The 22,883-nt window shown below is 70.1% G+C and carries 18 protein-coding genes; 13 read left to right on the forward strand and 5 right to left on the reverse strand.

What is annotated here, in order from left to right:
- Nucleotides 1–172: 172 nt before the first annotated feature.
- The 6 genes from FU260_RS02665 to FU260_RS02690 all read left to right on the forward strand — a co-directional run bounded on the left by FU260_RS02665 (nt 173) and on the right by FU260_RS02690 (nt 8,225).
- Nucleotides 173–2,413, forward strand: coding sequence for a sigma-70 family RNA polymerase sigma factor (locus FU260_RS02665; protein WP_147915657.1), 2,241 nt, complete (start codon nt 173–175; stop codon nt 2,411–2,413).
- A 339-nt stretch (nt 2,414–2,752) separates the two neighbouring features.
- Nucleotides 2,753–4,093, forward strand: coding sequence for an amidohydrolase (locus FU260_RS02670; protein WP_210418185.1), 1,341 nt, complete (start codon nt 2,753–2,755; stop codon nt 4,091–4,093).
- Between the two features lie 114 nt (nt 4,094–4,207).
- A complete protein-coding gene (locus FU260_RS02675) occupies nt 4,208–5,149 on the forward strand; it encodes a cation diffusion facilitator family transporter (protein WP_147915658.1) in 942 nt (313 codons plus the stop codon).
- Nucleotides 5,150–5,380: 231 nt separating this feature from the next.
- Nucleotides 5,381–6,415: a TRAP transporter substrate-binding protein gene (locus tag FU260_RS02680; protein ID WP_147915659.1), complete on the forward strand. Its 1,035-nt coding sequence runs from the start codon at nt 5,381–5,383 to the stop codon at nt 6,413–6,415.
- A complete protein-coding gene (locus FU260_RS02685) occupies nt 6,412–6,948 on the forward strand; it encodes a TRAP transporter small permease (protein ID WP_147915660.1) in 537 nt (178 codons plus the stop codon). The genes FU260_RS02680 and FU260_RS02685 overlap by 4 nt, the downstream gene beginning before the upstream one ends.
- On the forward strand, nt 6,948–8,225 hold the full coding sequence (locus FU260_RS02690; protein WP_147915661.1) for a TRAP transporter large permease: 1,278 nt from the start codon (nt 6,948–6,950) through the stop codon (nt 8,223–8,225). Before FU260_RS02685 ends, FU260_RS02690 begins: the two co-directional genes overlap by 1 nt.
- An 82-nt stretch (nt 8,226–8,307) precedes the next feature.
- Here the strand turns inward: FU260_RS02690 and FU260_RS02695 are convergent, their stop codons facing one another.
- Nucleotides 8,308–9,336, reverse strand: a complete 1,029-nt coding sequence (locus tag FU260_RS02695) for a LacI family DNA-binding transcriptional regulator (protein WP_147915662.1) — start codon at nt 9,334–9,336, stop codon at nt 8,308–8,310.
- 281 nt (nt 9,337–9,617) lie between these two features.
- Here FU260_RS02695 and FU260_RS02700 point away from each other — a divergent pair, with 281 nt between their 5' ends.
- The 5 genes from FU260_RS02700 to FU260_RS02720 are packed head-to-tail and all read left to right on the forward strand — an operon-like array spanning nt 9,618 to nt 14,377.
- Entirely contained in the window at nt 9,618–10,817 is a 1,200-nt protein-coding gene (locus tag FU260_RS02700; RefSeq protein WP_168211617.1) for a CaiB/BaiF CoA transferase family protein, read from the forward strand.
- The gene (locus FU260_RS02705) at nt 10,814–11,242 is read left to right on the forward strand and encodes a MaoC family dehydratase (RefSeq protein WP_147915664.1); all 429 of its coding nucleotides are present in this window, start codon (nt 10,814–10,816) and stop codon (nt 11,240–11,242) included. The genes FU260_RS02700 and FU260_RS02705 overlap by 4 nt, the downstream gene beginning before the upstream one ends.
- A complete protein-coding gene (locus tag FU260_RS02710; protein WP_147915665.1) occupies nt 11,239–12,399 on the forward strand; it encodes an acyl-CoA dehydrogenase family protein in 1,161 nt (386 codons plus the stop codon). The genes FU260_RS02705 and FU260_RS02710 overlap by 4 nt, the downstream gene beginning before the upstream one ends.
- Nucleotides 12,396–13,157: an SDR family NAD(P)-dependent oxidoreductase gene (locus FU260_RS02715; protein WP_147915666.1), complete on the forward strand. Its 762-nt coding sequence runs from the start codon at nt 12,396–12,398 to the stop codon at nt 13,155–13,157. The genes FU260_RS02710 and FU260_RS02715 overlap by 4 nt, the downstream gene beginning before the upstream one ends.
- Entirely contained in the window at nt 13,154–14,377 is a 1,224-nt protein-coding gene (locus FU260_RS02720) for an AGE family epimerase/isomerase (RefSeq protein WP_147915667.1), read from the forward strand. The genes FU260_RS02715 and FU260_RS02720 overlap by 4 nt, the downstream gene beginning before the upstream one ends.
- 82 nt (nt 14,378–14,459) lie before the next feature.
- On the opposite strand, the gene ald is transcribed toward FU260_RS02720, so the two are convergent.
- Nucleotides 14,460–15,560 carry an alanine dehydrogenase gene (gene ald, locus FU260_RS02725; protein ID WP_147915668.1) on the reverse strand — a complete coding sequence of 367 codons (1,101 nt, stop codon included), beginning with the start codon at nt 15,558–15,560 and terminating at the stop codon, nt 14,460–14,462.
- A 252-nt stretch (nt 15,561–15,812) separates the two neighbouring features.
- On the opposite strand from ald, the gene FU260_RS02730 reads away from it, so the two are divergent.
- Nucleotides 15,813–18,107 (forward strand): heavy metal translocating P-type ATPase, encoded by a 2,295-nt coding sequence (locus FU260_RS02730; protein WP_147915669.1) that lies wholly within the window; start codon nt 15,813–15,815, stop codon nt 18,105–18,107.
- Here FU260_RS02730 and FU260_RS02735 read toward each other — a convergent pair.
- The 3 genes from FU260_RS02735 to FU260_RS02745 all read right to left on the reverse strand — a co-directional run bounded on the left by FU260_RS02735 (nt 18,095) and on the right by FU260_RS02745 (nt 21,825).
- Nucleotides 18,095–19,000, reverse strand: a complete 906-nt coding sequence (locus FU260_RS02735) for an ADP-ribosylglycohydrolase family protein (RefSeq protein WP_147915670.1) — start codon at nt 18,998–19,000, stop codon at nt 18,095–18,097. The two genes, FU260_RS02730 and FU260_RS02735, sit on opposite strands and share 13 nt — an antisense overlap.
- Before the next feature lie 146 nt (nt 19,001–19,146).
- The gene (locus tag FU260_RS02740) at nt 19,147–20,136 is read right to left on the reverse strand and encodes a diacylglycerol/lipid kinase family protein (protein WP_168211618.1); all 990 of its coding nucleotides are present in this window, start codon (nt 20,134–20,136) and stop codon (nt 19,147–19,149) included.
- Nucleotides 20,137–20,202: 66 nt separating this feature from the next.
- The gene (locus FU260_RS02745; protein WP_147915672.1) at nt 20,203–21,825 is read right to left on the reverse strand and encodes a patatin-like phospholipase family protein; all 1,623 of its coding nucleotides are present in this window, start codon (nt 21,823–21,825) and stop codon (nt 20,203–20,205) included.
- A 139-nt stretch (nt 21,826–21,964) separates the two neighbouring features.
- On the opposite strand from FU260_RS02745, the gene FU260_RS02750 reads away from it, so the two are divergent.
- On the forward strand, nt 21,965–22,777 hold the full coding sequence (locus FU260_RS02750) for an MBL fold metallo-hydrolase (RefSeq protein WP_147915673.1): 813 nt from the start codon (nt 21,965–21,967) through the stop codon (nt 22,775–22,777).
- Nucleotides 22,778–22,883: the final 106 nt, after the last annotated feature.

Below are 22,883 nucleotides of genomic sequence, written 5' to 3' on the forward strand. Positions count from 1 at the left end.
CGCCACAAATGCGCGCAACCCATGCAGTTCAGCCATTTCGACCGTATCCTGAACCGTCGGCTGAGTCGCGTTTGTCCCGAGCGGTAGCTGGCGCGGGCCCGGAACCGTCCCTTGGGTCGCGCCTGTTGTGCAGCCGACCTGCCCCCACCGTCCATTGCGAACCAGGAGCCTGATGTCGGTCGCGCAGCAGCAGCCTGCTCCGACCTCGGAACCCGGAAGTGACCGGGCCGTGGTCGAGGCCGTGCGTGCCGGCGAGATCAGCCAGTTCGCGCTGCTCTACGAACGCTACAGCCGTGAGGCGATGGGCATCGCCCGCCGGCAGGTCGGCGCCGATGAAGCGCAGGACCTGGTGCAGGAGACGTTTGCGAAGGTGCTGCGCGCGATCCAGAACGGTGGCGGGCCCACGGAGGACGTTGCCGGATACATCTTCCGGACGCTGCGCAACCTGAGGATCGACCGCGGCGGGCAGCGCGAGTTCGCCACCGACGATGTGGAGAGCGCGGGCCCCGCCGGACTCTGGGTGGTGCCGGACACCTCCGACGAGGTCCTCGACCGGGGGCTGGTCTCCGATGCGTTCGCCGAACTACCGCCGCGTTGGCGCGAGGTGCTCTGGCTCACCGAGGTGGAGGGGGTCGGTCCCGGGGAGCTCTCCGACCGGATGGGGATCAAGGCGACGGCGGTCTCCACCCTGTCGTTGCGCGCTCGCGCGGGGTTCCGGTCCGCCTGGCTGCAGGCACACGTGCGCGCGGGGTCGGCACCGAGCGGATGCCGACCAGTGGTCACCCGCCTGGGGGACTATCAGACGGGGCGGCTGTCCAGTCGGCGGCGGGCGCAGGTGGAGTCGCACCTGGACGAGTGCGACCACTGCCCGGCCGTGGTGGCCGAGCTGGCGGCGGTCTCCGGGCACATGGGCGCGCTGCTGCTGCCCGTTGTGGTGCTGGCGCCGAAGGCTCTGTGGTGGGTGTTCGGCGGCTGGGGCGTCAAGGCCGGTTTCCTGCTCTGGGGCACGAAGGCGACGCTGAACCGGCTGCGGGACCCGAAGGTGGCTGCTGGCTCGGTGGGCGGCGCGGCGACCGTGGCGGTGGTGACCGCTGTGGCGATGGCGATGACTGCGCCGCCGGAGCCCCCTCCGGCGGCGGGCCCTGCGCCGAGTGCCAGTGCTCCCGCGCCGAACAGCTCGGGACAGAGCTCCTCCAGCTCAGGCTCGTCCACCGGCGACGACCAGGCCGAGCCCGATGATGCTGAGGAGCCCGCCGACCAGCCGGAGCCGGCTGACTCTCCAGCATCTGTTCCGGCGGCGCCGGTCGACCCCGGCCCTGAGCCGGTTGATCCAGCGCCGGTGCAGCAGGATTCTCCGGCGCCGGCAGAAGAGCCAGTGGATGAGCCGACACAGGCGTCGGAGCCCGACGACCCGGCGCCGGAGCCGGAAGAACCGACCGACGAACCGACAGATCCCGCACCAGAGCCAGAAGAGCCGGAGACCACGGCTCCCGATGCCCCCATCGTCACCGATGCGCCAGCTGGACAGACCACCATGGTCTACGGGGGCACGCTCGAGCTGACCGGTACCGACGCGGTCCCGGGCGCGAGGATCACAGCGACCGATGCCGACGGTGACCCGGTGGCGGAGGGCCAGGTCGATGACGACGGCAACTGGACCCTCGAGATAGGAAATCCCGGGTCCGGGGGCGAGCCCGGCGGTGGGATGCCCGGGCTGGCCAGCGGCGGGACGGCATCGAGGAGCGTGACCGCTCGCGGACTTGCTGACGTCGCTGCCGAGCGCGGTGATGAGGACGACGACGACCGCGGCGATGGAGGCGATGATGATGAGGGCGACGAGGGTGCTGGCGACGACGACGCAGGCGACGGTGTGGCCGAGGACGGTGAGGGCACGACTGACGGGGGCCACTACTTCACGCTGACTCAGACGGTCCCGGACGGGGCTTCCGACGAGTATGCGGGGGCGTCCGAGCCGGTGACAGTGGGGCCGTTCAGCTGGGTGGCTCCGCTCGCGGTGCTCAGTCCGGAGGACGGCGGCGAAGCAGAAGTCACCCAATCAGGCGGCGGGTGGGCCGACTACATCTGGGTGGAGTACCAGCACGACTGCCGGTTCGACGTTCAGTTCTTCCTCAACGGGAGCCCGGTGGAACTCCACGACCTTGTGCCGATCGATGTATGTGATCCGACCTCGGGTCTGCTGACCGGCAGGGACCATCTTCATGGCGTCACGTCTCGCTCGTACGAGCTCGCCATGCAGTACGTGGACGACGATGGTGAACTCGTCGGCAACCCGGCCACCGTGTGCTTTACCGCCGTCTCTACCAGGGACGCGGGCGAGGACGACGGTGATGGCGACGATTCCGGCGACGACCGCGACTGTCCCGAGCCAGACTCCGAGCCCACCGGTAGCTAACTCCTCCCGCGCTGTGACTTAGTTCACATCCATTCTCGCGTGACATTCGACGACAGACCCGGTCGTACCTCATATCAAGCCACCTCGTGACTTGAAGCAGGACGGCTGGGTGTCATCGAACGTCGCAGTGCCGCAGGGGGGTACTGGATCGGAGACGGCACCGCAGCCGAGTACGTCGCCACGGGCGGGTTCGGAGGCACAACCGGACCCGTCCGGGGCGTCGGTTGGGGGTGGGCCGCCGCGGCGGCGGGGTTTGCACGGCCCCGTCGCCGGGCCCACCACGCACACCCACCCCACCGACCATGGCGACCTCACCTGGTCCTCGTACGCTCCGCCGTCGTGATCTGGCTGCCTGCGCACCTGCGCGGCACAGACCCTGGTGCGACGATGGCCAGCATGGACCGCGCACACCGCAACGACGGCTTCGCCGACCTGATCCAGCTCCGCCGGGACCTGCACCGCCGCCCCGAGCTGGGCTTCACCGAGATCGAGACCGCCGCCCGGGTGATCACCGAGCTCACCGGCGTGGCCGACGACGTCCGCTACGGCTCGGACGTGCTGGACACCGCTGCGGCACCCAGTCTGCCCGCCGACGCGGAGCTCGCTGAGGCGCGCGAGCGCGCGAGGACCGCCGGAGTGCGCGCGGATCTGGTCGAGGCGCTCGGCTACGGGGCTACCGGCGTGGTGGCCACCGTCGCCGGCGACCGGCCCGGACCGGTGCTAGCGCTGCGGTTCGACATGGACGCCCTCCCGGTCACCGAAGATGACTCCGACGCTCACCTGCCGGTCCGGGAAGGTTTCGCCTCCCAGCGAGCAGGGTTGATGCACGCCTGCGGCCACGACGGCCACACCGCGATCGGGGTGGAGCTGGTCCGCCGGCTGGCGGCCGAGCGACACTTCGCCGGCACGGTGCGGGCGATCTTCCAACCCGCGGAGGAAGGGGTCCGCGGTGCCACTCCGATGGTCGCCGCGGGCGTGCTCGACGGTGTGGAGGTGATGTTCGGGGTGCACCTGGGCCTGAATCTGCCGGTCGGAGAGGTCTCTGGCGGGGTGGAGGGTGTGATGGCCACGCGTAAGTTCACCGCTGCCTTCACCGGCCAGGCTGCGCACGCGGCGCTCGCCCCGGCCGAAGGGCGCAATGCGCTCCTCGCCGGTGCCAGCGCGGCGCTCGGTCTGCATGCTCTGCCGCCGATCTCCGGGGCCACTACCCGGGTGAACGTGGGCCGGATGATCGCCGGCACCACGCCCAACGTGATCGCCGAACACGCGTTGCTCGCGTGCGAGATCCGCGCCTCCGACGACGCCGCCCTCGCGGCCCTGGACGCGCGCGCCGAGCAGGTGATCGCCGGTGCAGCGACCATGTATGACGTGGCAGCCACCGTTCGCACCACCGGGGCCTCGCTGGTCGCCCAGTGCGACGCCACCGTCGTCGACCCGATGCTCGCCGCGGCTGAGACTGTGCCCGGTATCGAGCGAGCCCACCGGTCCGCGGTGATGAATGCCAGCGACGACATCACCGTGATGATGCACGCCGTACAAGAAGCCGGCGGCCGGGGAACCTACGCCGTGGTCGGCGCGAGTAATCCGGCACCGCACCACAACCGCCGCTTCGATGTGGACGAGGCCGCGTTGCCCCTGGCGGTGGACTGGCTCGAGGCCGCCGTGCGCATGGGTATGTGAGCGTGCGTACGGGTATGTGAGCGAGGGCACGGCCGGAGCAGTGACTTCCGCCGCACGGTCGGGAAGAGTGGGGGCAGCAGTGCTGCGGGTCGCTGCGTGCGAGAGAGGACGGACATGAAGAGGCAGCCCCCTACCCATGGGCGTGACCACAGCCACAATCACGCCGTGACCGCCACCAGCGCGAACCGGCGCAAGCTGGTTGCGGTGCTGGCGATCACCCTCTCCGTGATGGTGGTCCAGGCGATCGGCGCCTGGATCTCCGGTTCGTTGTCCCTGCTCGCGGACGCCGGGCACATGCTCACCGACTCCGCCGGTGTGGCGATCGCGCTGCTCGCCGCCACTCTGGCCACACGGCCGGCCACCGACCTACGCACCTTCGGCTGGCAACGCGCGGAGATCCTCGCGGCCCTGGCGAACGCCACCGTGCTGTGCGCCGTCGGGGTGCTGGTGATCCGGGAAGCCTTCCTGCGCTGGGGCGCCGAGCCGGAAGTGGAGTCCGGCATCATGCTCGGCGCCGCCGTGCTCGGCGCGATCGCCAACCTGGTCTCCCTGGCCATCCTCACCAAGGCGCGCGGGCAGAGCCTGAACATGCGCGGCGCCTACCTGGAGGTGTTCGGCGACCTGCTCGGCTCGGTTGCCGTGATCGCCGCCGCCATCGTGATCATGACCACCGGCTGGGTCCGGGCCGACGCCATCGCCTCGTTCGCGATCGGACTGCTCATCCTGCCCCGGGCGATCCTGCTGCTCAAGGATGTGGCGGACGTTCTGCTGGAGTCCACCCCCAAAGATGTGGACCTGACCCGGGTGCGCGAGCACATCGCCGGCATCCCGGGCGTGGTGGACGTGCACGACCTGCACGCCTGGACCATCACCAGCGGAGTGCCAGTGCTCTCCGCGCACGTGGTCCTCGATGCCGATGAGGTGGACTACGAGCTCGGCTGCCGCACCCTGGACGCGCTCGACGAGTGCCTGGAGGGCCACTTCGACGTGGCGCACTGCACCTTCCAGCTCGAGCCGAAGGGACACCTGCGGCACGAGCGTGCCGTGCACGACTGAGCGCTCGGGACGCCGACTTCCCGAGCAAACGGTAGATCGCTCTAATGATCTGTCGCGATGCCGGAGGGCGTGACCGATCCGTGCTGGAGTCCGTGCTGATTCCGGCATTGACAGTGCTTGGCAGCTATCCTAATGTGATCGATCTACCAAGGGTGATGAGCAGACCGCTCAGCGTCCGCAGGCGTCCTTGGTACGAAACGCAGCTCACTGTCGACTGAGAAGGGTCACCCCATGAGTACCCCGTTCACCCGCCGCCACCTTCTGGTGACCACCACTGCCTCCGTGCTCGTGCTCGGTCTCGCGGCGTGCAGCCAAGATGCCATCGATGGCGAAGCAGCTGAGGGAGAGACGTTCACCCTCGTCGCCGGCCACCAGCTTGCTGCAGACACCCCCTTCGACGAGGGCCTGGACCACTTCGCCGAACTGGTCGAGGAGTACACCGACGGTCAGGTGACCGTCGAGGTGCATCCGAATGCCGAGCTCGGCACCGAGACGGAGATGTTCCAGGCGATGCAGTCCGGGACGATGGACGTCGCGATCGTCGCCCCCGGCTCGATCGCAGAGTTCGTTCCGGAGACCTCGATCTTGTCCATGCCCTTCCTGGTCACCACCCGGGAACAGCGGGACGCGATCATCGAGGGACCGATTGCCGAGGAACTGGCCGGCTCGATGGAGGAGACCGCCGGGATCTTCCCGATGACCTACTTCGGTGGCGGGATCCGGCAGATGTTCTTCACCGAGCCGGCGCAGAGTCTGCAGGACGTGGAGGGCCGCCTGTTCCGGGTCCAGCCCTCTGAGGTGCTCACCGACTCCTTCGCTGCCGTCGGTCTGGAACCGACGGTGGTCGCCTACAACGAGCTCTACAACGGTCTGCAGACCGGTGTGGTGGACGGAGCGGAGAACGAGTCGGTGTTCATCGACTCGCAGAAGTTCTACGAGCCGGCCCCGAACATCCTGGTGACCAACCACGAGGTGACCATCCGACCGCTCGTCGTCGCGCGGGCGTCGCTGGACCGGTTGCCGGAGGACGTGCAGGAGCAGGTACTCCAGGCCGCGACCGAGGCCGGTGAGTTCGAGCGCGACCTCGAGGCAGAGACCGATGACGAGATCCTCCAGCAGCTGGGGGAGATGGAGGGCGTCACGCTTGAGGAGGCCGATGTCTCCGGTGCGATCGACGACGTTCGCCCAGTCTGGGAGGAGTACGCCGCCCAGTGGGGCGCAGAGGACATGCTCCAGCAGATCATTGACCTGCGGGAGGACGCATGACGGCGGTGGCCGATCGCCTCTACCGCGTTCTCCTGGTCGCCGTCACGGCTCTCCTCGGGGTGCTGACGGTGGTGGTCTCGTATCAGGTGATCGGACGGTACATCTCCTTCATCCCACGGGCGCTGTGGACGGAGGAGATCGCGCGGCTGTGCCTGGCGTGGTTGGTGTTCCTCGGAGCGGCACTCGCCGTGCGCCGGCATGAGCACTTCCTCATCGACGTGATCCCCGCGAAGGTGGCGGAGCGCATCCGCAAGCCTCTGCAGCTGACCATCATCGTGATCACAGCGCTGGGTGCGTTGGTGCTGCTCATCGGGGGGCTGCAGTTTGCCGGCACCGGTGCCTCGCGCGTCTCCACCACTTCGGGGATCAGGCTGGTGTGGGCGTACGCGTCCATGCCGGTGGCCGGCCTGAGCATGCTCATCTTCCTCGCCGAGCTCGCTCTTCGCACGCTCCGTGGGGAGAAGGTCGAGGAGATCGGCTCGGCCCTCGTCGAGGCCGATACACCCGGCATCGCTGATGAGGAGGCCAGCTGATGGTTGTTGTCGCCCTGAGCCTCTTGGCGATCTTCATCGTTCTGTGCCTGCTGCGAGTGCCGATCGCCTTCGCGCTGATGCTCGCGTGCGTGCCGTTCTTCCTGATGGCGGACCGGCTGAACCTGGAGCTGCTCACCCAGCGTGCCTACGCCGGTGTGGACTCATTCGTGCTGCTCGCCGTGCCATTCTTCGTTCTGGCCGGCGCGATCATGAATGCGTCAAAGGTCACCGACCGGCTGCTGACCCTGGCTCAGGCCATCGTCGGCTGGGTCCGCGGTGGCCTCGGCATGGTTAACGTGGCCGCCTCGATGGGCTTCGGTGGGGTCTCCGGTTCGTCCACTGCAGACGTCGCCGGTCTCGGTTCGATCCTCATCCCGCAGATGCAGCGCCGGGGTTATACCGCCGGCTTCGCGGTGGGCATCACCGCGGCCTCGGCCGTGATCGGCACTATCATCCCGCCGTCCATCCAGATGGTGGTGTGGGGCTCGCTGACCAACACCTCGATCGGAGCGATGTTCCTCGGCGGGGCCATTCCGGGTATCGCCATCGGCGTCGGGATGATGGGTGTGGCTTATATCCAGGCTCGCCGGCACGGTTACCCCCGGGAGAACCGGCCACCGTTCCGGGACGTGCTCGTCGCCCTGCGCGACTCCGCGCTCGCGCTGGTGATGATCGTGATCGTCCTCGGCGGCATCGTCGGTGGTTTCGTCACCGCCACGGAGGCAGCGGTGCTCGCCGTGCTCTATGCGCTCTTCCTTGGCCTGGTGGTCTATCGCACCATCAAGATCCGGGATCTGCCACGCATCCTGCGGGAGGCGGCTCTGCTGACCGCGCTGCCGCTGTTCGCGCTGGCGGCGGCGGGAGTGTTCGCCTACCTGCTGGCCTTCTACCGGATTCCGTTCATCTTCGAGGATGCTCTGGCTGACGTGCCGAGCTGGGCGATCCTGTGGGTCGTCGTGCTGATCTTCATGCTGCTCGGTACCTTCCTGGACGCTCTACCGGCGATGGCGATCATGATCCCGGTGCTCGCGCCGGCAGTGACGGCAGCGGGGGTGGATCCCGTGCACTACGGCGTGGTCTCGGTCCTCGCGCTGGCTTTCGGCTTGATCACGCCACCGTACGGGCTGTGCCTGCTGCTAGCGGCGAAGATCGGAAAGATCCCAGTGGCGAGGGCGATCAGACCGATGCTGCCGTTCGCCGCAGTCATCGTCGGGGTGATCGTGCTCGCCGTTCTCTTCCCGCAGTTCGTGCTCTGGCTACCTGGCCTGGGCGCGTAGTCCGCATCGTTCGAGGGGCCGGTCCGGCACAGTCCGGCCCGGCCCTTCGTCCGTCCCGCCACCGGCCGGTGGCAGGGTCCGCTCAGCTCACCGTGCGCGGACGCCAGCCGAGCGTGGAGTTCCGCAGCCGCAGAGCAGGATCGATCAGCTGCCACTCCGGTTCGAACTGGGCCCCCTCCTCGATGGCCCGAAGCACCAATTCGGAGGCGGCGGTGCCCACCTGTTCGGACCACATCGCTACCGAGGTCAGCGGTGGGGTGAGCCAGGACGACATCATGATGTCGTCGAACCCGGCCACCGCTACGTCCTGCCCGGGCTGGAGGCCGCGGCGGTTGATCTCCACATACATCCCCATCGCCACGATGTCGCTGTAGCCGACGACGGCGTCCGGCAGCTGGCCTTGGTCGAAGACTTGGGCCATCGCAAGTTGGCCGACGTCGGAGTAGTTGGTCTGGGTGGCGGTTGCGCCACCGGCGTCGAACTCGATGTCCTCGCCCAAGCCGGCCCGGAGGCCGGCTGTGCGGTCGGTACGCGCGGAAGACTCGCTCGGTCCGCCCACCAGGGTGACCGAGCGGACCCCGAGCGAGCGCAGGTGCTCGCCGAGCAGGCGGCCGGCCATCTCGTTGTCCGGCCCCACATAGGCAAGCGTCTCCTCCAGGTGACGCATCGTGGTCACGATCGGGATGTTGAACTGCTTGGTGTATCGATCAAGCACCCCAAGGCCATGCTTCTGGGACGGGTGCACGATGATGCCGTCCACTCGCCGCTCAGCCAAGGTGGCGAGGATCTCGGCCTCGCGTTCGGCGTCGTCGCTGGTGTGGCTGATCAGCGAGGTGTAGCCGCGCACGCGGAGGGTCCGTTCGATCGTCATCAGCAGGTCCGCCAAGTACGGGTTCCGAATCTCCGGCACGATCACGCCGATCGTCATTGTCTTTGCGCCCCGCATCTGCGCGGCGGCGCGGTCATAGACATAGCCGAGGTCCTTCATCGCTTGTTGCACCCGGGCCGTCGTGGCCGGGGAGATGCGCGAGCTGCCGCGCACCACCAAAGATGCCGTGGCCCGGGAGACCCCGGCGGCTTTGCTTACGTCGTTCAGGGTCACTCGCCCCATGTGTACCTGCTCCTGTTGCGTGCTTCCTTGCCCACTTCTGTTAGATCGATATACTCTGGCGTCTCAGCAGTCATTCGTCAATGTTCGTCCGGATTCGACGGCCAGGGAGGGTCTCGATGCACAGAGGCTACGGGAACACGGAGGCAGAGGCGGGCGATCGTGGGCCGGGGACACTGGACGAGTCAGCTGGCCTTGGTAGGCCGGCTGTCGCTGCTGGTACTTCTTCGCACGATTCGGAGCTGGCGTCTGAGCGTGAAAGTACGCCCGCCGCTCAGCCTGGGATGCTCGCCGGCGTCCGGGTGCTCGATCTCTCGCACATGATGCAGGGCCCGTGGGCCACCGAGATGCTCGCCGACATGGGTGCGGACGTGATCAAGGTTGAGCATGCCACCCACGGTGAGCGCGGCCGCGAGTCCGGGAGCATCCGGCTCGGCGGGCACTCGGCCATGTACTTGGCGATGAACCGGAACAAGCGCTCGATCGGTGTGGACCTGAAGACCGACGCCGGCCGGCGCCTGCTCTGGCAGCTCATCGAGACCGCCGACGTCCTGGTGCAGAACTTCCGGCCGGGTACGCTCGCCCGCCTGGGCTTCGGCTGGGACGCCGTGCACGCGACGAACCCTGCGCTGATCTACTGTTCCGGTTCCGGGTACGGCGCGGACGAGGTGAATCTGCCCGGTCAGGACCTGCTCGCCCAGGCGCGCAGCGGCACGATGCACCTGACCGGTGCCGACGGGAGCCCTCCGGCCCCGAACGGCGTCTTCCTCGCCGATGCCCACGCCGCTACGGTGCTCGCCTCCGGGATCTGCGCCGCGCTGTTCGAGCGCACCCGCACCGGGCGGGGCCGCCACCTGGAGGTCGACCTGATCGGGTCGATGGTGCACCAGATGACGCAGGAGCTGGTGGCCCACCACAACGCCGATGGCACACCGGAGCGCTCACCGGCGCCGGGCAACCCGTTCATGGAGGCGCCCTACGGCGTCTACCCGACCGCCGACGGCGATGTGGCAGTCTCCATCTGCCCGATCTCCCAGCTGGCCGCCGCACTGGCAGCGCCCGCTCTGGCCGGGCGCTTCACCGATCAGGACGCGGTGACCCGACGGGCCGAGGTGAGCTCCGCCGTCGCAGATCTGCTCGCTCCGCTGCACACCGATGAGGCACTGCGTCTTCTCCAGGCCGGCGAGGTGTGGTGTGCACCGGTGAACGACTTCGACGCGATGGCCACCGATCCCGCAGTGGGCTGGCACCGGCGCCACTCCCGGGTTCACCACCCCGGGATCGGTGAGCTGGTGCTGGTGCACCATCCGCTCTCGGTGGACGGGCAGCAGCTGCCGATCCACCGACCGGCGCCCCGGTTGGGTGAGCACACCGCCGAGGTGCTCGCCGAGCTCGGCTACCCGGCAGCGGACCAGGCCGAGCTCGCCCGCACCGGCACGGTCGCCGCTGCCCCGATTCCTGAACACGAAGGAGGACACCGATGACCCGGTACCCGGCGGTCGGCGCACAGGCGTCGTTCGCGAAGACCGTCACCGAGACGGACGTGACCCTGTTCGCCGGCATCACCGGCGACCTCGCCCCGCACCACATCAATGCCGCGTTCATGGCCGACCACCCGCTCGGCCAGCGCGTCGCGCACGGTGTGCTCACCCTCGGCATCGCCTCCACGGCCACCTCTGCGCTGTGCGCTGCCGAAGGCGTGCTTGCCCTCTCTTACGGGTACGACCGGCTGCGCTTCCTCAAACCCGTGTTCCTCGGGGACACCGTCACGGTCACCGCGACCGTGTCCCGGATCGATGCCGAGCGCAGCATCGCCGTTGCCGAGGTCCGTGCCACCAACCCTGCCGGTGACCTGCTGCTCGTGGCAGACCACCTGCTCTACTGCTACGACGACGAGGAGTCCCGATGACCCTGCTGGAGGACCTGGACGAGCTGATCGCCACCACGGTGGCGCCCCGGGCGGCCGAGATCGACCGCACGAACGAGTTCCCCCACGATGTCGTCCGCGCCGCTGCGGAGATCGGCGTGCAGCGGATCCTCGTCGACCCCGACGGCAGCCTGGATGTGAGCCGGGCGGCGCTGGTGCACGAGACCTCCGAGCGGATCGCGATGTACTCGATGGGCTCCGCGGTGACGATCGCCAACGGCCGCCTCGCCACCTACCTGCTGCTGAAGTACGCACCCGAGCACCTGGTGCAGCAGTGGGTGGAGCCCACGCTGTCCGGTGAGACGTTCGGCGCGTTCGCCATCACCGAAGCGCACGCCGGTACCGATGTTCGCGGCATCGCGACCGTCGCCCGCCGTGACGGCGGTGACTATGTGCTCACCGGGGAGAAGCACTGGGTGGGCTATGCCCCCAACGGTCAGTTCGCGATCGTGCTGGCCAAGCTGGAGGACGACGCCCGCGACGCCGCCACTGTTGCTCTGGTGGTGGATACCTCCGCGCCGGGCGTCAGCCAAAGGCCCGGGCCGGCGCTGGCCGGCCTGCGCGGGATGCCGAACGGGGTGCTCGGCTTCGACCGGGTGCGGGTGCCCGCCGCTGATCGCCTCGACGTGGACGGCTTCGGCGGGATGATGGACGGGCTGAACATGGCCCGGATCGACGCGGCCGCCTACGCCTGTGGTCTGCTCCGCGGGTCACTGCGGGCGAGCATCGATCGCGCCGCCGACCGGGAGGTCTTCGGTCGTCCGCTCGGTGAGCTGCCCTCCGTCCAGGCCAAGATCGGCCGGATGGCCGCCGCCTACCAGGCCGCTCGTGCCCTCACCAGCCGCGCCGCCCAGTCCTTCGCTGCCGGTGATGGCGGCGACCAGGACCTGATCTCGATGGCGAAGATGTTCGCCTCCGACGCTGCCCGAGAGCACACCAACCAGGCCGTGCAGATCCACGGCGCGGAGGGCATGGTCGCCTCCTCCTGGGTGAACCGGCTGGACCGGGACGCCAAGGTGACCCAGATCTTCGACGGCACCAGCGAGATCCACGAGACCATGCTCGGCCGCCGTGCCGTCCGAGCGGCGATTCGCGGGAAGGACCTCCAGGCGTTCCTCGGCCGCGGAGTGCCGGGATGAGCGAACCCGCCGGACGCGTCGTGGTGATCACCGGGGCTACCGGTGGGATCGGGGCGGCCACCGCCCGCGCTGCTGCCCGGGCCGGTGCGATCCCTGTGCTGGTGCACTACCGGGACGCCGAGCGCGCCGAGCAGCTCGCGGCAGAGCTCACCGGACTGGTGCCGTCGGGTGGCGCGCCGGCACTGGTTGCGGTCGCGGACGTCCGCGACCGCAACCAGGTCGCCGCGATGGTCGCGGCCGTGACCGACCGGTACGGCCGGATCGACGTGCTGGTGAACAACGCGGGCCTGATGGACGAGATCGCCTTCACCGAGATGACCGATGCCGACTGGGACCGGACCATCGGCACCGACCTGACCGGCGTGTTCCAGGTGACCCAGCAGGTGGTGCCGGTGATGCAGGCAGCGGGGTCGGGCGTGGTGATCTCGGTCGCCTCCCAGCTCGCGCTGAAGGGAGCGGCCGGGTACACCGCGTACTGCGCCGCCAAGGCCGGGGTGATCGGGCTGACCCGCGCGCTGGCCCGAGAGATCGGCCCGGCGGTGCGAGTGTGCGCGATCGCGCCGGGCCCCGTCCGTACACCGATGACCGCGCCCTACCTGACCGAGGAGTGGGTCGACGAGCGGGCCGGATCGCTGGTCAGCGGGCGGCTCGCCGAACCGGAGGAGATTGCCGCAGCCATCTGGTACCTCGCCGGGGATGGTGCCGCCCTGATGCACGGGCAGACGTTGCACGCCAATGGCGGGGGAGTGTTCGAGTGATCGCAGAGCCCGAGCACCACAGCGCGCTGAGCCAGCAGGTGGAGGCGCTGTTGAAGTTCGGGCGCGCTGCCCGGGTACCGGGAGGGTTCGGCTGGCTGGACGATCGGGGCCAGCCCACGCGGGGCCAACCGCTGAAGCTCTACGTCACCGCGCGGATGACGCACGTGTACTCCCTCGCGGCCGTTCTCGGCCACCCGGGTGCGGCAGCGCTCGCCCAGCACGGGCGGGACAGTCTGGTGGAAACCTTCGCCGACGGCGTCCACGGCGGGTGGTACGCGGCCGTCGCGGGCCCCGAGGGCGGGGCAGGCGACACGACCAAGGCGGGCTATCCGCACGCGTTCGTCATGCTCGCCGCAGCGTCCGCGACCACAGCCGGGATCCCTGCCGCAGCCGAGCTGCTCGATCGGTCCAGCACGCTCTACCTGGACCAGTTCTGGGACCAGGCGCAGGCGATGCCGGTGGAGGACTGGGACCGGTGCTTCACCCACTGTTCGGCATACCGCGGCGCCAACTCCTCGATGCACGCCGTGGAGGCGATGGTCGCCGTCGCTGAGGCCACCGGCGATACTCGGTGGCTCGAGCGGGTCGAAGCAGTCGCCGGGCGCCTGATGGCGGTGGCTCGCGACCACCACTGGCGTCTACCCGAGCACTATGACGCGCAGTGGAACCCCGACCTCACCCTGGGCCAGGACACCCCCGAGGATCCGGTGCGCCCGTACGGCTCCACCCCGGGCCACGGACTGGAGTGGGCGCGGCTGCTGGTGCAGCTGCAGGTGGCAGGAGAGCGAGCCGGCCGCACGTCGGCACAGGACTGGACGGCGGTGGCGGCGGCGCTCGCGGACCGCGCGGTGGCCGATGGCTGGGCTGCCGACGGCGCTGAGGGTTTCGTGTACACGGTCGACTTCGAGGGTGCCCCCGTGGTGCGGGCCCGGATGCACTGGGTGCTCTGCGAGGCGCTCGGAGCGGCTACGGTGCTCTGGCAACGCACCGGCGAGGAGCGGTACGCGCACTGGTATCGGCAGTGGTGGCGGTTCGCCGTGGATCACCAGATCGATCACGACGGCGGCTCCTGGCACCACGAGCTCGGCCCTGATCTGCAGCCCTCGGCCCGGATCCGCCCCGGTAAGGCGGACTTGTACCACGCGGTGCAGGCCTGCCTACTGCCGAGTCTGCCGCTCACCGGGTCGCTGGCCTCGGCGGTCCGTAGCTCTCGGGGGTGAGGTTTCCGTCGCTTCGAGGCGCTGCAGCGACGGAAAGCTCACCCACCGCGGGTGGGACGCGGCAGTGTGTTGCCGGTGCAGCCTAGAGCTCCTCAGCTGCCATCCCGTGCGCGTCGGCCACCGCCTGGTTCACCAGTCGCCCACCGGTCACGTTCACGCCGCGGGCGAGCGCAGCGTCGTCGGCCACGGCCTGCTGCCAGCCGGCGTCGGCGACCGCCAGGGCATAGGGGAGAGTGACGTTGGTCAGCGCCACGGTGGCGGTCACCGGGACGGCGCCGGGCATGTTCGCCACGCAGTAGTACAGGCTCTGGCCCACGGTGAACACCGGATCGTCGTGGGTGGTGGGGCGTGAGGCGGAGAAGCAGCCGCCCTGGTCGATCGCGATGTCCACCAGCACCGACCCGGGCCGCATCGTGGCGCTCATCTCCTCGGTGACCAGCCGCGGCGCCTGCGCGCCCGGGATCAGTACAGCGCCGATCACCAGGTCTGCCTCGCGCAGCTGCTCGGCCACCACGTACGGGCTGGACCGTGCGGTGGAGAGCCGGTTGCCGAACCGTTCGTCGAGCACCCGCAGTCGCGGGAGGGAGACGTCCAGCACGGTGACGTTCGCCTGCATCCCGATCGCCACCCGGATCGCCTGCTCACCGGCTGCACCGCCGCCGAGGACCAGCACATTGCCACGCGGGGCTCCCGGCACACCGCCGAGCAGCTGACCGCGGCCACGGTGCGGGCGCATCAGATGGTAGGCACCCACCTGCACGGCGAGCCGGCCGGCGATCTCGCTCATCGGCGCCAGCAGCGGCAGGGCGCCGGAGTCCAGCTGCACCGTCTCGTACGCGATCGCAGTCACCCCGGAGTCGAGCAGGGCCCGCGTCAGCTCCGCGTCGGCGGCCAGGTGCAGGTAGGTCAACAGCACCAGGTCCTCGCGCAGGTAGTGGTACTCCGACTGCTCCGGCTCCTTGACCTTGAGCACCAGCTCGGCCCACGGCCACACCTCGTCGGCCGAGCCGACCACCTCGCCTCCGGCCTCGGCATAGGCAGCGTCGTCGAAGGCGGACTCGGTGCCGGCGCCGGCCTGGACCCGCACCTGATGTCCGGCGGAGACCAGCTCGTGCACCCCGGCAGGGGTCGCAGCAACCCGGAACTCGCTGTTCTTCACCTCAGTGGGGATTCCGACGCGCACTTCTGCTCCACTCTCCTTCGCACCCGCTGCTCGGCCGGCGGCCGAACGCTCCAGTGTTCCACGGCACAGCGGCGTCGTACGCCTTGCCCTCCCGATACCCTATGGGGGTATAGTGACGTTGTCAGATACTCCGCAGAGGCATAGCGCCGGAGGAAGGGTGGATCACGCGATGCGAGTGCCGGTCAAGCTCGGCCTGTTCGGTGCCGCGCTGATCATAGTCTTCGCCCTCGGCTACCTGCTTGGAGCGGTGCTATGACCACCCAGACCCCGGAGACCGACCAGCAACGCATCGACCTCGCCGTCGGGGGGATGACCTGCGCCTCCTGCGCGGCCCGGGTGGAGAAGAAGCTGAACAAGCTCGACGGCGCGGTCGCCACGGTCAACTACGCCACCGAGAAGGCCCGCGTTCTGGCCGGTCCCTCGGTCACCGTGGCCGAGCTGGTCACCGCTGTGGAACAGGCCGGGTACACCGCCCAGCCGCTCACCCCCACCCGTCCCGACGGCGCAACCACCGCGGGCGAGTCGGGCGGCACCGCCGTAGCCGATGCCGCGGACGCCACCCGGGCCGCCGAGCTCGAGCTGCTCCGCCGGCGCACCGTGATCAGCGGGCTGCTGTCGGTGCCGGTGATCCTGCTCGCGATGATCCCCGCGTGGCAGTTCACCTCCTGGCAGTGGCTGTCCCTCACCCTGGCGGCCCCGGTGGTGGTCTGGGGTGCGTGGCCGTTCCACCGCGCCGCCTGGACCAACCTGCGCCACGGCGCGGCCACGATGGACACGCTGATCTCCATCGGCACCCTCGCCGCACTCGGCTGGTCGCTGTACGCGCTGTTCTTCGGCACCGCCGGGATGCCGGGGATGACCCACGAGTTCACGCTGACCATCGCCCCCGGGGACGCCACGGCGAACATCTACCTAGAGGTAGCCGCCGGGGTGACCACGTTCATCCTGCTCGGCCGCTACTTCGAGCTGCGCGCCCGGCGTCGCGCCGGGGACGCGCTGCGCGCGCTGCTCGACCTCGGCGCCAAGGACGTCACGTTGCTGCACGGCACCGTCGAGGTGCGCCGCCCGGCGAGCGAGCTGACCGCAGGCGACGAGTTCGTGGTCCGCCCGGGCGAGAAGATCGCCACCGACGGCGTGGTGATCTCCGGACGCTCCGCCGTCGACGTCTCGATGCTGACCGGAGAATCGGTGCCGGTCGAGGTCGCGGCGGGGGACGCCGTCGTCGGCGCTTCGTTGAACCAGGGCGGGCGGATCGTGGTCCGCGCCACCCGGGTGGGGGCCGACACCCAGCTGGCGCAGATGGCCGAGCTGGTGGAGGAGGCCCAGAACGGCAAGGCTGAGGTGCAGCGGCTCGCGGACCGGATCTCCGCAGTGTTCGTGCCCGTGGTGCTGTTGATCGCCGCCGGGACGCTGGGCTTCTGGCTGGCGAGCTCGGGTGCCGCGGCGCCGGCGTTCACCGCCGCTGTGGCGGTGCTGATCATCGCCTGCCCGTGCGCCCTCGGCCTGGCCACCCCGACGGCGTTGCTGGTGGGGACCGGGCGCGGAGCACAGATGGGGGTGCTGATCCGCGGCCCGGAGGTGCTGGAGTCCACCCGCCGGATCGACACTGTGGTGCTGGACAAGACCGGCACGGTGACCACCGGTGTGATGACGGTCCACGGCGTGCACCCGGCCGGTGGCGTGAGCGCCGAGGAGGTGCTGCGCCTGGCCGGAGCCGTGGAGCACGCCTCCGAGCACCCGATCGGCGCGGCGATCGCCGCAGCGGCCGCTGAGCAGGGGGAGCTACCCGAGGTCACCGGGTTCGAGAACCTCGCCGGACGCGGTGTGCGCGGCCAGGTGGAGGGGGCCGCGGTGCTGGTCGGCCGGCCCAGCCTGTTCGGCGACTCCCGTGCCGATGCCGCCATCACCCGCGCGCGTGCGGAGGCGGACGAGCGCGGGCTGACCGTGATCGCGGTCGGCTGGGATGACGCAGTGCGCGGTCTGATCGAAGTGGGTGACACGGTCAAGGACAGCTCGGCTGCGGCGATCGCCCGGCTGGCCGAGCTCGGGCTGCGCCCGGTGCTGCTCACCGGTGACAACCGTGCCACCGCCGAGCGGGTCGCCGCCGAGGTCGGGATCGAGGAGGTGCTCGCCGAGGTGCTGCCCGCCGAGAAGGTGGACGCCATCCGCGATCTGCAGGCCCGCGGAGCGGTGGTCGCGATGATCGGCGACGGCGTGAACGACGCCGCCGCGCTCGCGACCGCGGACCTCGGCCTGGCGATGGGCACCGGCACCGATGCGGCGATCCAGGCCGGGGACATCACCCTGGTCCGGGGTGACCTGCGCGCCGCAGTGGACGCCGTCCGGCTCTCCCGCCGCACGCTGAGCACGATCAAGGGGAACCTGTTCTGGGCGTTCGCCTACAACGTGGCCGCGATCCCGGTGGCCGCCGCCGGGCTGCTGAACCCGATGCTCGCCGGTGCCGCGATGGCGTTCTCCTCAGTGTTCGTGGTGACCAACAGCCTGCGGCTGCGCCGGTTCCGCTCCGAAGCCGCTCAGGTGCGCTGATCGAGCAGTTGCCGCGCCAGGCTCACCGAGCACACCGAGTTGACGTTCTCCACGTGCACCCGCCACTGGCTCGCCACGGCAGTCCGCCCGCGCACCGCGCCGGCCATCGCGGTGGCCAGTGCACCGATCCTCGACGTCTCCCCGCCCAGGTTCGCCGCCAGCACGCTGGTGTGGGTCGGGTCCGCCTCGGCGCGGATGAGGAGCCCGATCGCTGCCGGTACCGACTCTGCGGCCGCTTTGGACACCCCGACCACGTCGTAGAGCCGGGTGAGGAATGCTTCGTCGTCGGGGGCGCGCACAGCGATCTCCCGGGCGAGCAGGGAGCGTTCGATCACCGAGGGTGCGACGTCCGCTCGCCCCCGGCCCTCGATCTCCTCCATCGCACGGAACCCCATCTCCAGGTGTGCGGCGAGGAACATCGGGTCGGTCGCCCCTTCCGGAGCGTCCACGGCCGAGGAGATCACCCCGGCCACCAGCGTCGCGGCGGCCAGCGCCGAGGACGTGGCGCGGGTTCCGCTGAGCGAGGCGATGTGCGCGGCGATCGCCTCGGCGTCCCGGCACGCGATCCCGATCGGCAGCAAGCGGTGTGCGGCCAGGCTGGTGCCGTCCGGGCGGGTGGGTCGGCTGCTCAACCGGGAGCGCGGGCCCAGTGGCCAGTGTGCTGCCAGCGTGAACGCGGCACGGGTGGTGGCCCCCATCGTGCCGACCGGGCCGTCCCCGGGTCGGGGCACCGGTGCAGCGGACAGATCGGTGATCCAGCCGAGCTGGCCGCGGATTTGGTGCTGCGGCCAGCCCCTGCCGGGCCGCCCCATGGCGTCACCGAGCGCGAGTCCGAGCAGTGCCCCCGCAGCGCGGTCGAGCGTGTGCTCAGTGGACTGGCTCAACAAGGCCACGTCAGGTCCTCCCGATCGCTGCGGTGCGAAGAGAGTGGGGCACGGCCGACGTCAGCATCACGGCCGTGTAGTGCAGAGAGTCTTCGCACGTCGCTGTTCATGGTAGAGCGAGCAGGTCCCGCCGGGAAGCGAAATGAAGAATTTCGCTATCTGGACAGTTCCGGCACCCGCACCCGCAGGGTTCCGTGCTGGACGATGGCCCGCACGGCCACCGCCCGTCCGATGTACTCCCCGTCCAGCTGGAAATCCTCCGGATGGCGCAGCCGCAGGCGGATGTCCCGGGCCTCGAAGAGCTGCACCGAGGGGCCGGTGCGCAGCGGACGGCGCCGCCCGCTGCGGCGCATCAGGCGCCGGACCACACCGTTCTCCTGGACGAACCAGGAAGCCATGTCCCGCCAGCCCCGGACCCCGTCGGGGCGCAGCAGCAGCACGTCGAGCACGCCGTCGTCGATGCGCGCATCCGGCAACAGCACGAGGCCGGCCGGCAACAGGCCACCGTTGCCCACCGCCAGGGTGAACAAGCGGGCGTCCTGTGGCTTGCTGCCATCCAGGGAGTAGGTCACGTCGAACCGGTCCGGGCGGGACATTCCTTTGCGGACCCCGTCCACGTACGCCAGCCAGCCGAACTGCGCCTTCGCCTGGTCGGAGGTGTGCACCACCATCTGCGCGTCCACCCCGAACCCGGCCAGCACCAGGCTGGTCCGCCGCACCCGGGTGCCGTCGTCGAGCACCGCGGTCACTGCCACAGTGTCCACCAGCCGTTCGGTGCGGCCGAGGGCGGCGCGCAGTCCGGCGGCGGGATCCAGTGCGGGCAGCTCGAGGTTTCGGGCGAACAGGTTGGTCGATCCCACCGGCCACAGGCCCAGCGACTGGCCGGTGAGCATCGCGGTCTCGGCTGCCAGCCGCACGGTGCCGTCGCCACCGGCGCCGATCAGCACGTCGGTGTTCCCGGCACCCGCCTCGCGTAGCCGGTCCCGCAGCGTGGTGGCGTCATCGTCGGCCTGGGTGGGCACCCACAGGCTCGGCGAGCGGTGCGTCCGCTGCTCTTCGCGCTTGAGGATGCGCTGCCAGCGCGAGCCGTGGAACTTGCCGGGGTGATAGACGACGGCGGCGCGTGCGTCGTTCAGGTCCCTCACCTCCCCGATCGAGTTCTGTGGTCACAGTATCGCCTGGCAGGTCGGCCCGGCTCGCCGAGGGAATGGTCAGGTGACCCAGTCCGGCTCCAGCCCGACCGGGTAGGGGTGCCGTTCGAAGGTGCGCCACCAGGTGTGCGCACCGGGTGGCAGCAGGGCGCCGTCGGCCGCATCGACTCCAGAGCGGAGCTGATGCTTGAGGTCGGCGATGTCCGGTGGCATCGCGGCACCGGCGGACGCCCGGTTCCTCGTGTTCTGGCCATCGCCCGTGCGCGGACGCAGCGCCAGGTCCTCGACGGACCAGATGTGCCGGCGTAGCTCGTAGAGGTCGCGTACCTGCGCGCCGGCGGCGTCGGAGGCCCCGGTGCAGACCTCGGCGGCGCGGCTCCAGCCATAGTCGATCGCGATGGCTGTCAGCCCGGGATCGATGGTGAGGATGTCGTGGATATCCAGCTCCGGCTGGATGATCGTGGCGCCGTTCTCGGCGGCCCGGCGCACCTCGTCGGTGAGGATCTCGTCGGTCATGATCCCGAACCCGGAGCGCATCACGATCTCCAGCATGTCCTTCTCGGCGAAGTCCTCGGACCGGGGGAGCCCGATCGAGGAGGCGACCACCGCGTAGCAGCGCGCGGCACCCAGCCGTGCCATGGCCACCTCGACGGGCAAGGACTCCCGGGCTCCGCCGTCGACGTAGTGCTCCGAACCCAGCCGGACCGGCGCGAACACCGCCGGAATCGCGCACGAGGCGCGGATAGCGGCCACCAGATCCACCCGCGGCTCCCCGGCCACCGGTCGATCCTGGCGATCCCGGATCTCACCGGACTCGGTGACGTAGCGCAGCTCCCCGGACTCCAGCCCCACGGCGGCGATCCGCAGGGAGAGCCCCGAGGCTGCCACTGCGGCAGGGTCGAACACGGCAGGATCGACGAGCTGCTCGACGATCGGCCCGGGGGTGAACGCCGCCCGCTCCTGCTGCGAGCCGGAGAGGATCAGCTCCAGATCGGTGCTGGTGCGGCCCGCCTCCCAGAGCGTGGAGAGAGTGTCCAGCACGTTCGTGACCGACCAGGCCAGACCATGCTCGGTGCCCTCCGGCGTGACGTCCTCGCTCGCTGGTGTCGTGACAGCGCGGGCTTCGTCGGCGCCGCCGTGCTCAGCGCTGCCAGCCGCAGGCGAGAGCGGTCCGCGCCGACCACGGGTCGGCTCCGCCTGCCCGGCCGCGGCGCTCGGCATCGAGCGGTTGCGCCCCCCGCGCGGCAGCACCGCGCTGAGCCCACCAACCCGCGGCGAATGCTGCGAGGACCGGTTGCGTAGCGCCATCACCTTGCGCCAGGTGGGCATGTGCTCGTTCAGCTTGGTGAACCAGGGCAGCTCGGCGAACATGTCGGAGGAGTCGCGCATGTCCAGCCACAGCTGGCACAGGTCGGCGACCGCCTGGCGCTGCCCGGCCGGGTCGGGATGCTGGGCGATCACCGCGGCCAGGATCGAACCCGCCGAGGTGCCGGCGATGATCGTGGGTTCGATCCGCTCGCGCTCGTAGAGGTAGCGCAGTGCGCCGAGCTCAAAACTGGACCGCGCCCCGCCGCCGGAGATCACCAATGCAGTGGTATCGCTGGCCGGCTCCGGTGGCACCTGCCCCCCGAGTGCGCGGATGAGGCGATGGCGCAGACCGGTGACCGGGCCAGGTGCGGACATATCTCCACACTAGAGGAGAGGTCGGCCGCCTGCTGGCGGGCCAGTGCAACCAGACGGCTTGCGCATCGGGCTGGCCCGAGGGCTGTCAGGCCCCACGTGCGCTAATGTCCCACGTCACCGGTCGACCCAGGAGAGAGACATGCGAATCTGCGCCACCTGTGCTGTGGAGTACGACGAGGACAGCCTGCCCGCAGTCTGCCCGATCTGTGCTGACGAGCGGCAGTGGGTGCCAGCGGCGGGCCAGCTGTGGACGGACCTGGTCGGCTTGCGCGAGGCCGGCCAACGGCTCACCTGGGCCGAGGCCGAGCCCCACCGGATCGAGATCGCTGCCGAGCCGAAGGTCGGCATCGGGCAGACCGCCCAGCTGGTGCGCACTCCGGCCGGGCAGCTGCTCTGGGACCCACCCGGGTACCTCGACGAGCAGACCGTGGCTCGGGTCCGCGAGCTCGGGCCGGTGCTGGCCGTGGCCGCGAGCCACCCGCACATGTTCGGGGTGCAGACCGAATGGGGTGCGGCGCTGGAGGCGCCGGTGCTGGTGTGCGAACCGGATGCGCGGTGGCTGGGCCGGTCCTCGGCGCGGGTTCAGCTCTGGGACCGTGACCTGGAGCTGACGCCCGGGTTGAGCCTGCACCGGGTCGGCGGGCACTTCCCCGGTGCGGCCGTGGCGCTGTGGGCGGCGGGCGCCGACGGCAGGGGAGTGCTGCTCAGCGGGGACACCGTGTTCCCGAACCCGGACCGGTCCTCAGTGGGCTTCATGCGCAGCTACCCGAACAAGATCCCGATGTCTGCGGCCGTGGTGGAGCGGATCGCCGCCCGACTCGCGCCACTGACGTTCGACCGGGTGATCGGCAACTTCGGCAATGCGATCGACACCGGCGGGCACCCTGCGGTGCAGCGCTCCGCCGAGCGGCACGCCGCCTGGGTGCGCGGCGACTACGACGACCTGACCTGAGCCCGGCGACCGCCGTCGTGGTCGGGGTACCTCGCTTGCGGGTGCGGTCCCACCGCCTTCCCCGCTCGTCACGTGGCTCGTCATGTCACCCGTGGCCTATAGCGCA

This window comes from Ruania zhangjianzhongii, assembly GCF_008000995.1.
Lineage (GTDB): Bacteria > Actinomycetota > Actinomycetes > Actinomycetales > Beutenbergiaceae > Ruania > Ruania zhangjianzhongii.

Excerpts from the sequence above, each read along its gene's own strand:
- FU260_RS02665 (WP_147915657.1), top strand. The coding sequence starts at position 173 with ATGTCGGTCGCGCAGCAGCAGCCTGCTCCGACCTCGGAACCCGGAAGT.
- FU260_RS02675 (WP_147915658.1), top strand. The coding sequence starts at position 4,208 with ATGAAGAGGCAGCCCCCTACCCATGGGCGTGACCACAGCCACAATCAC.
- FU260_RS02680 (WP_147915659.1), top strand. The coding sequence starts at position 5,381 with ATGAGTACCCCGTTCACCCGCCGCCACCTTCTGGTGACCACCACTGCC.
- FU260_RS02685 (WP_147915660.1), top strand. The coding sequence starts at position 6,412 with ATGACGGCGGTGGCCGATCGCCTCTACCGCGTTCTCCTGGTCGCCGTC.
- FU260_RS02690 (WP_147915661.1), top strand. The coding sequence starts at position 6,948 with ATGGTTGTTGTCGCCCTGAGCCTCTTGGCGATCTTCATCGTTCTGTGC.
- FU260_RS02695 (WP_147915662.1), bottom strand. The coding sequence starts at position 9,336 with ATGGGGCGAGTGACCCTGAACGACGTAAGCAAAGCCGCCGGGGTCTCC.
- FU260_RS02700 (WP_168211617.1), top strand. The coding sequence starts at position 9,618 with ATGCTCGCCGGCGTCCGGGTGCTCGATCTCTCGCACATGATGCAGGGC.
- FU260_RS02705 (WP_147915664.1), top strand. The coding sequence starts at position 10,814 with ATGACCCGGTACCCGGCGGTCGGCGCACAGGCGTCGTTCGCGAAGACC.
- FU260_RS02710 (WP_147915665.1), top strand. The coding sequence starts at position 11,239 with ATGACCCTGCTGGAGGACCTGGACGAGCTGATCGCCACCACGGTGGCG.
- FU260_RS02715 (WP_147915666.1), top strand. The coding sequence starts at position 12,396 with ATGAGCGAACCCGCCGGACGCGTCGTGGTGATCACCGGGGCTACCGGT.
- FU260_RS02730 (WP_147915669.1), top strand. The coding sequence starts at position 15,813 with ATGACCACCCAGACCCCGGAGACCGACCAGCAACGCATCGACCTCGCC.
- FU260_RS02745 (WP_147915672.1), bottom strand. The coding sequence starts at position 21,825 with ATGTCCGCACCTGGCCCGGTCACCGGTCTGCGCCATCGCCTCATCCGC.
- FU260_RS02750 (WP_147915673.1), top strand. The coding sequence starts at position 21,965 with ATGCGAATCTGCGCCACCTGTGCTGTGGAGTACGACGAGGACAGCCTG.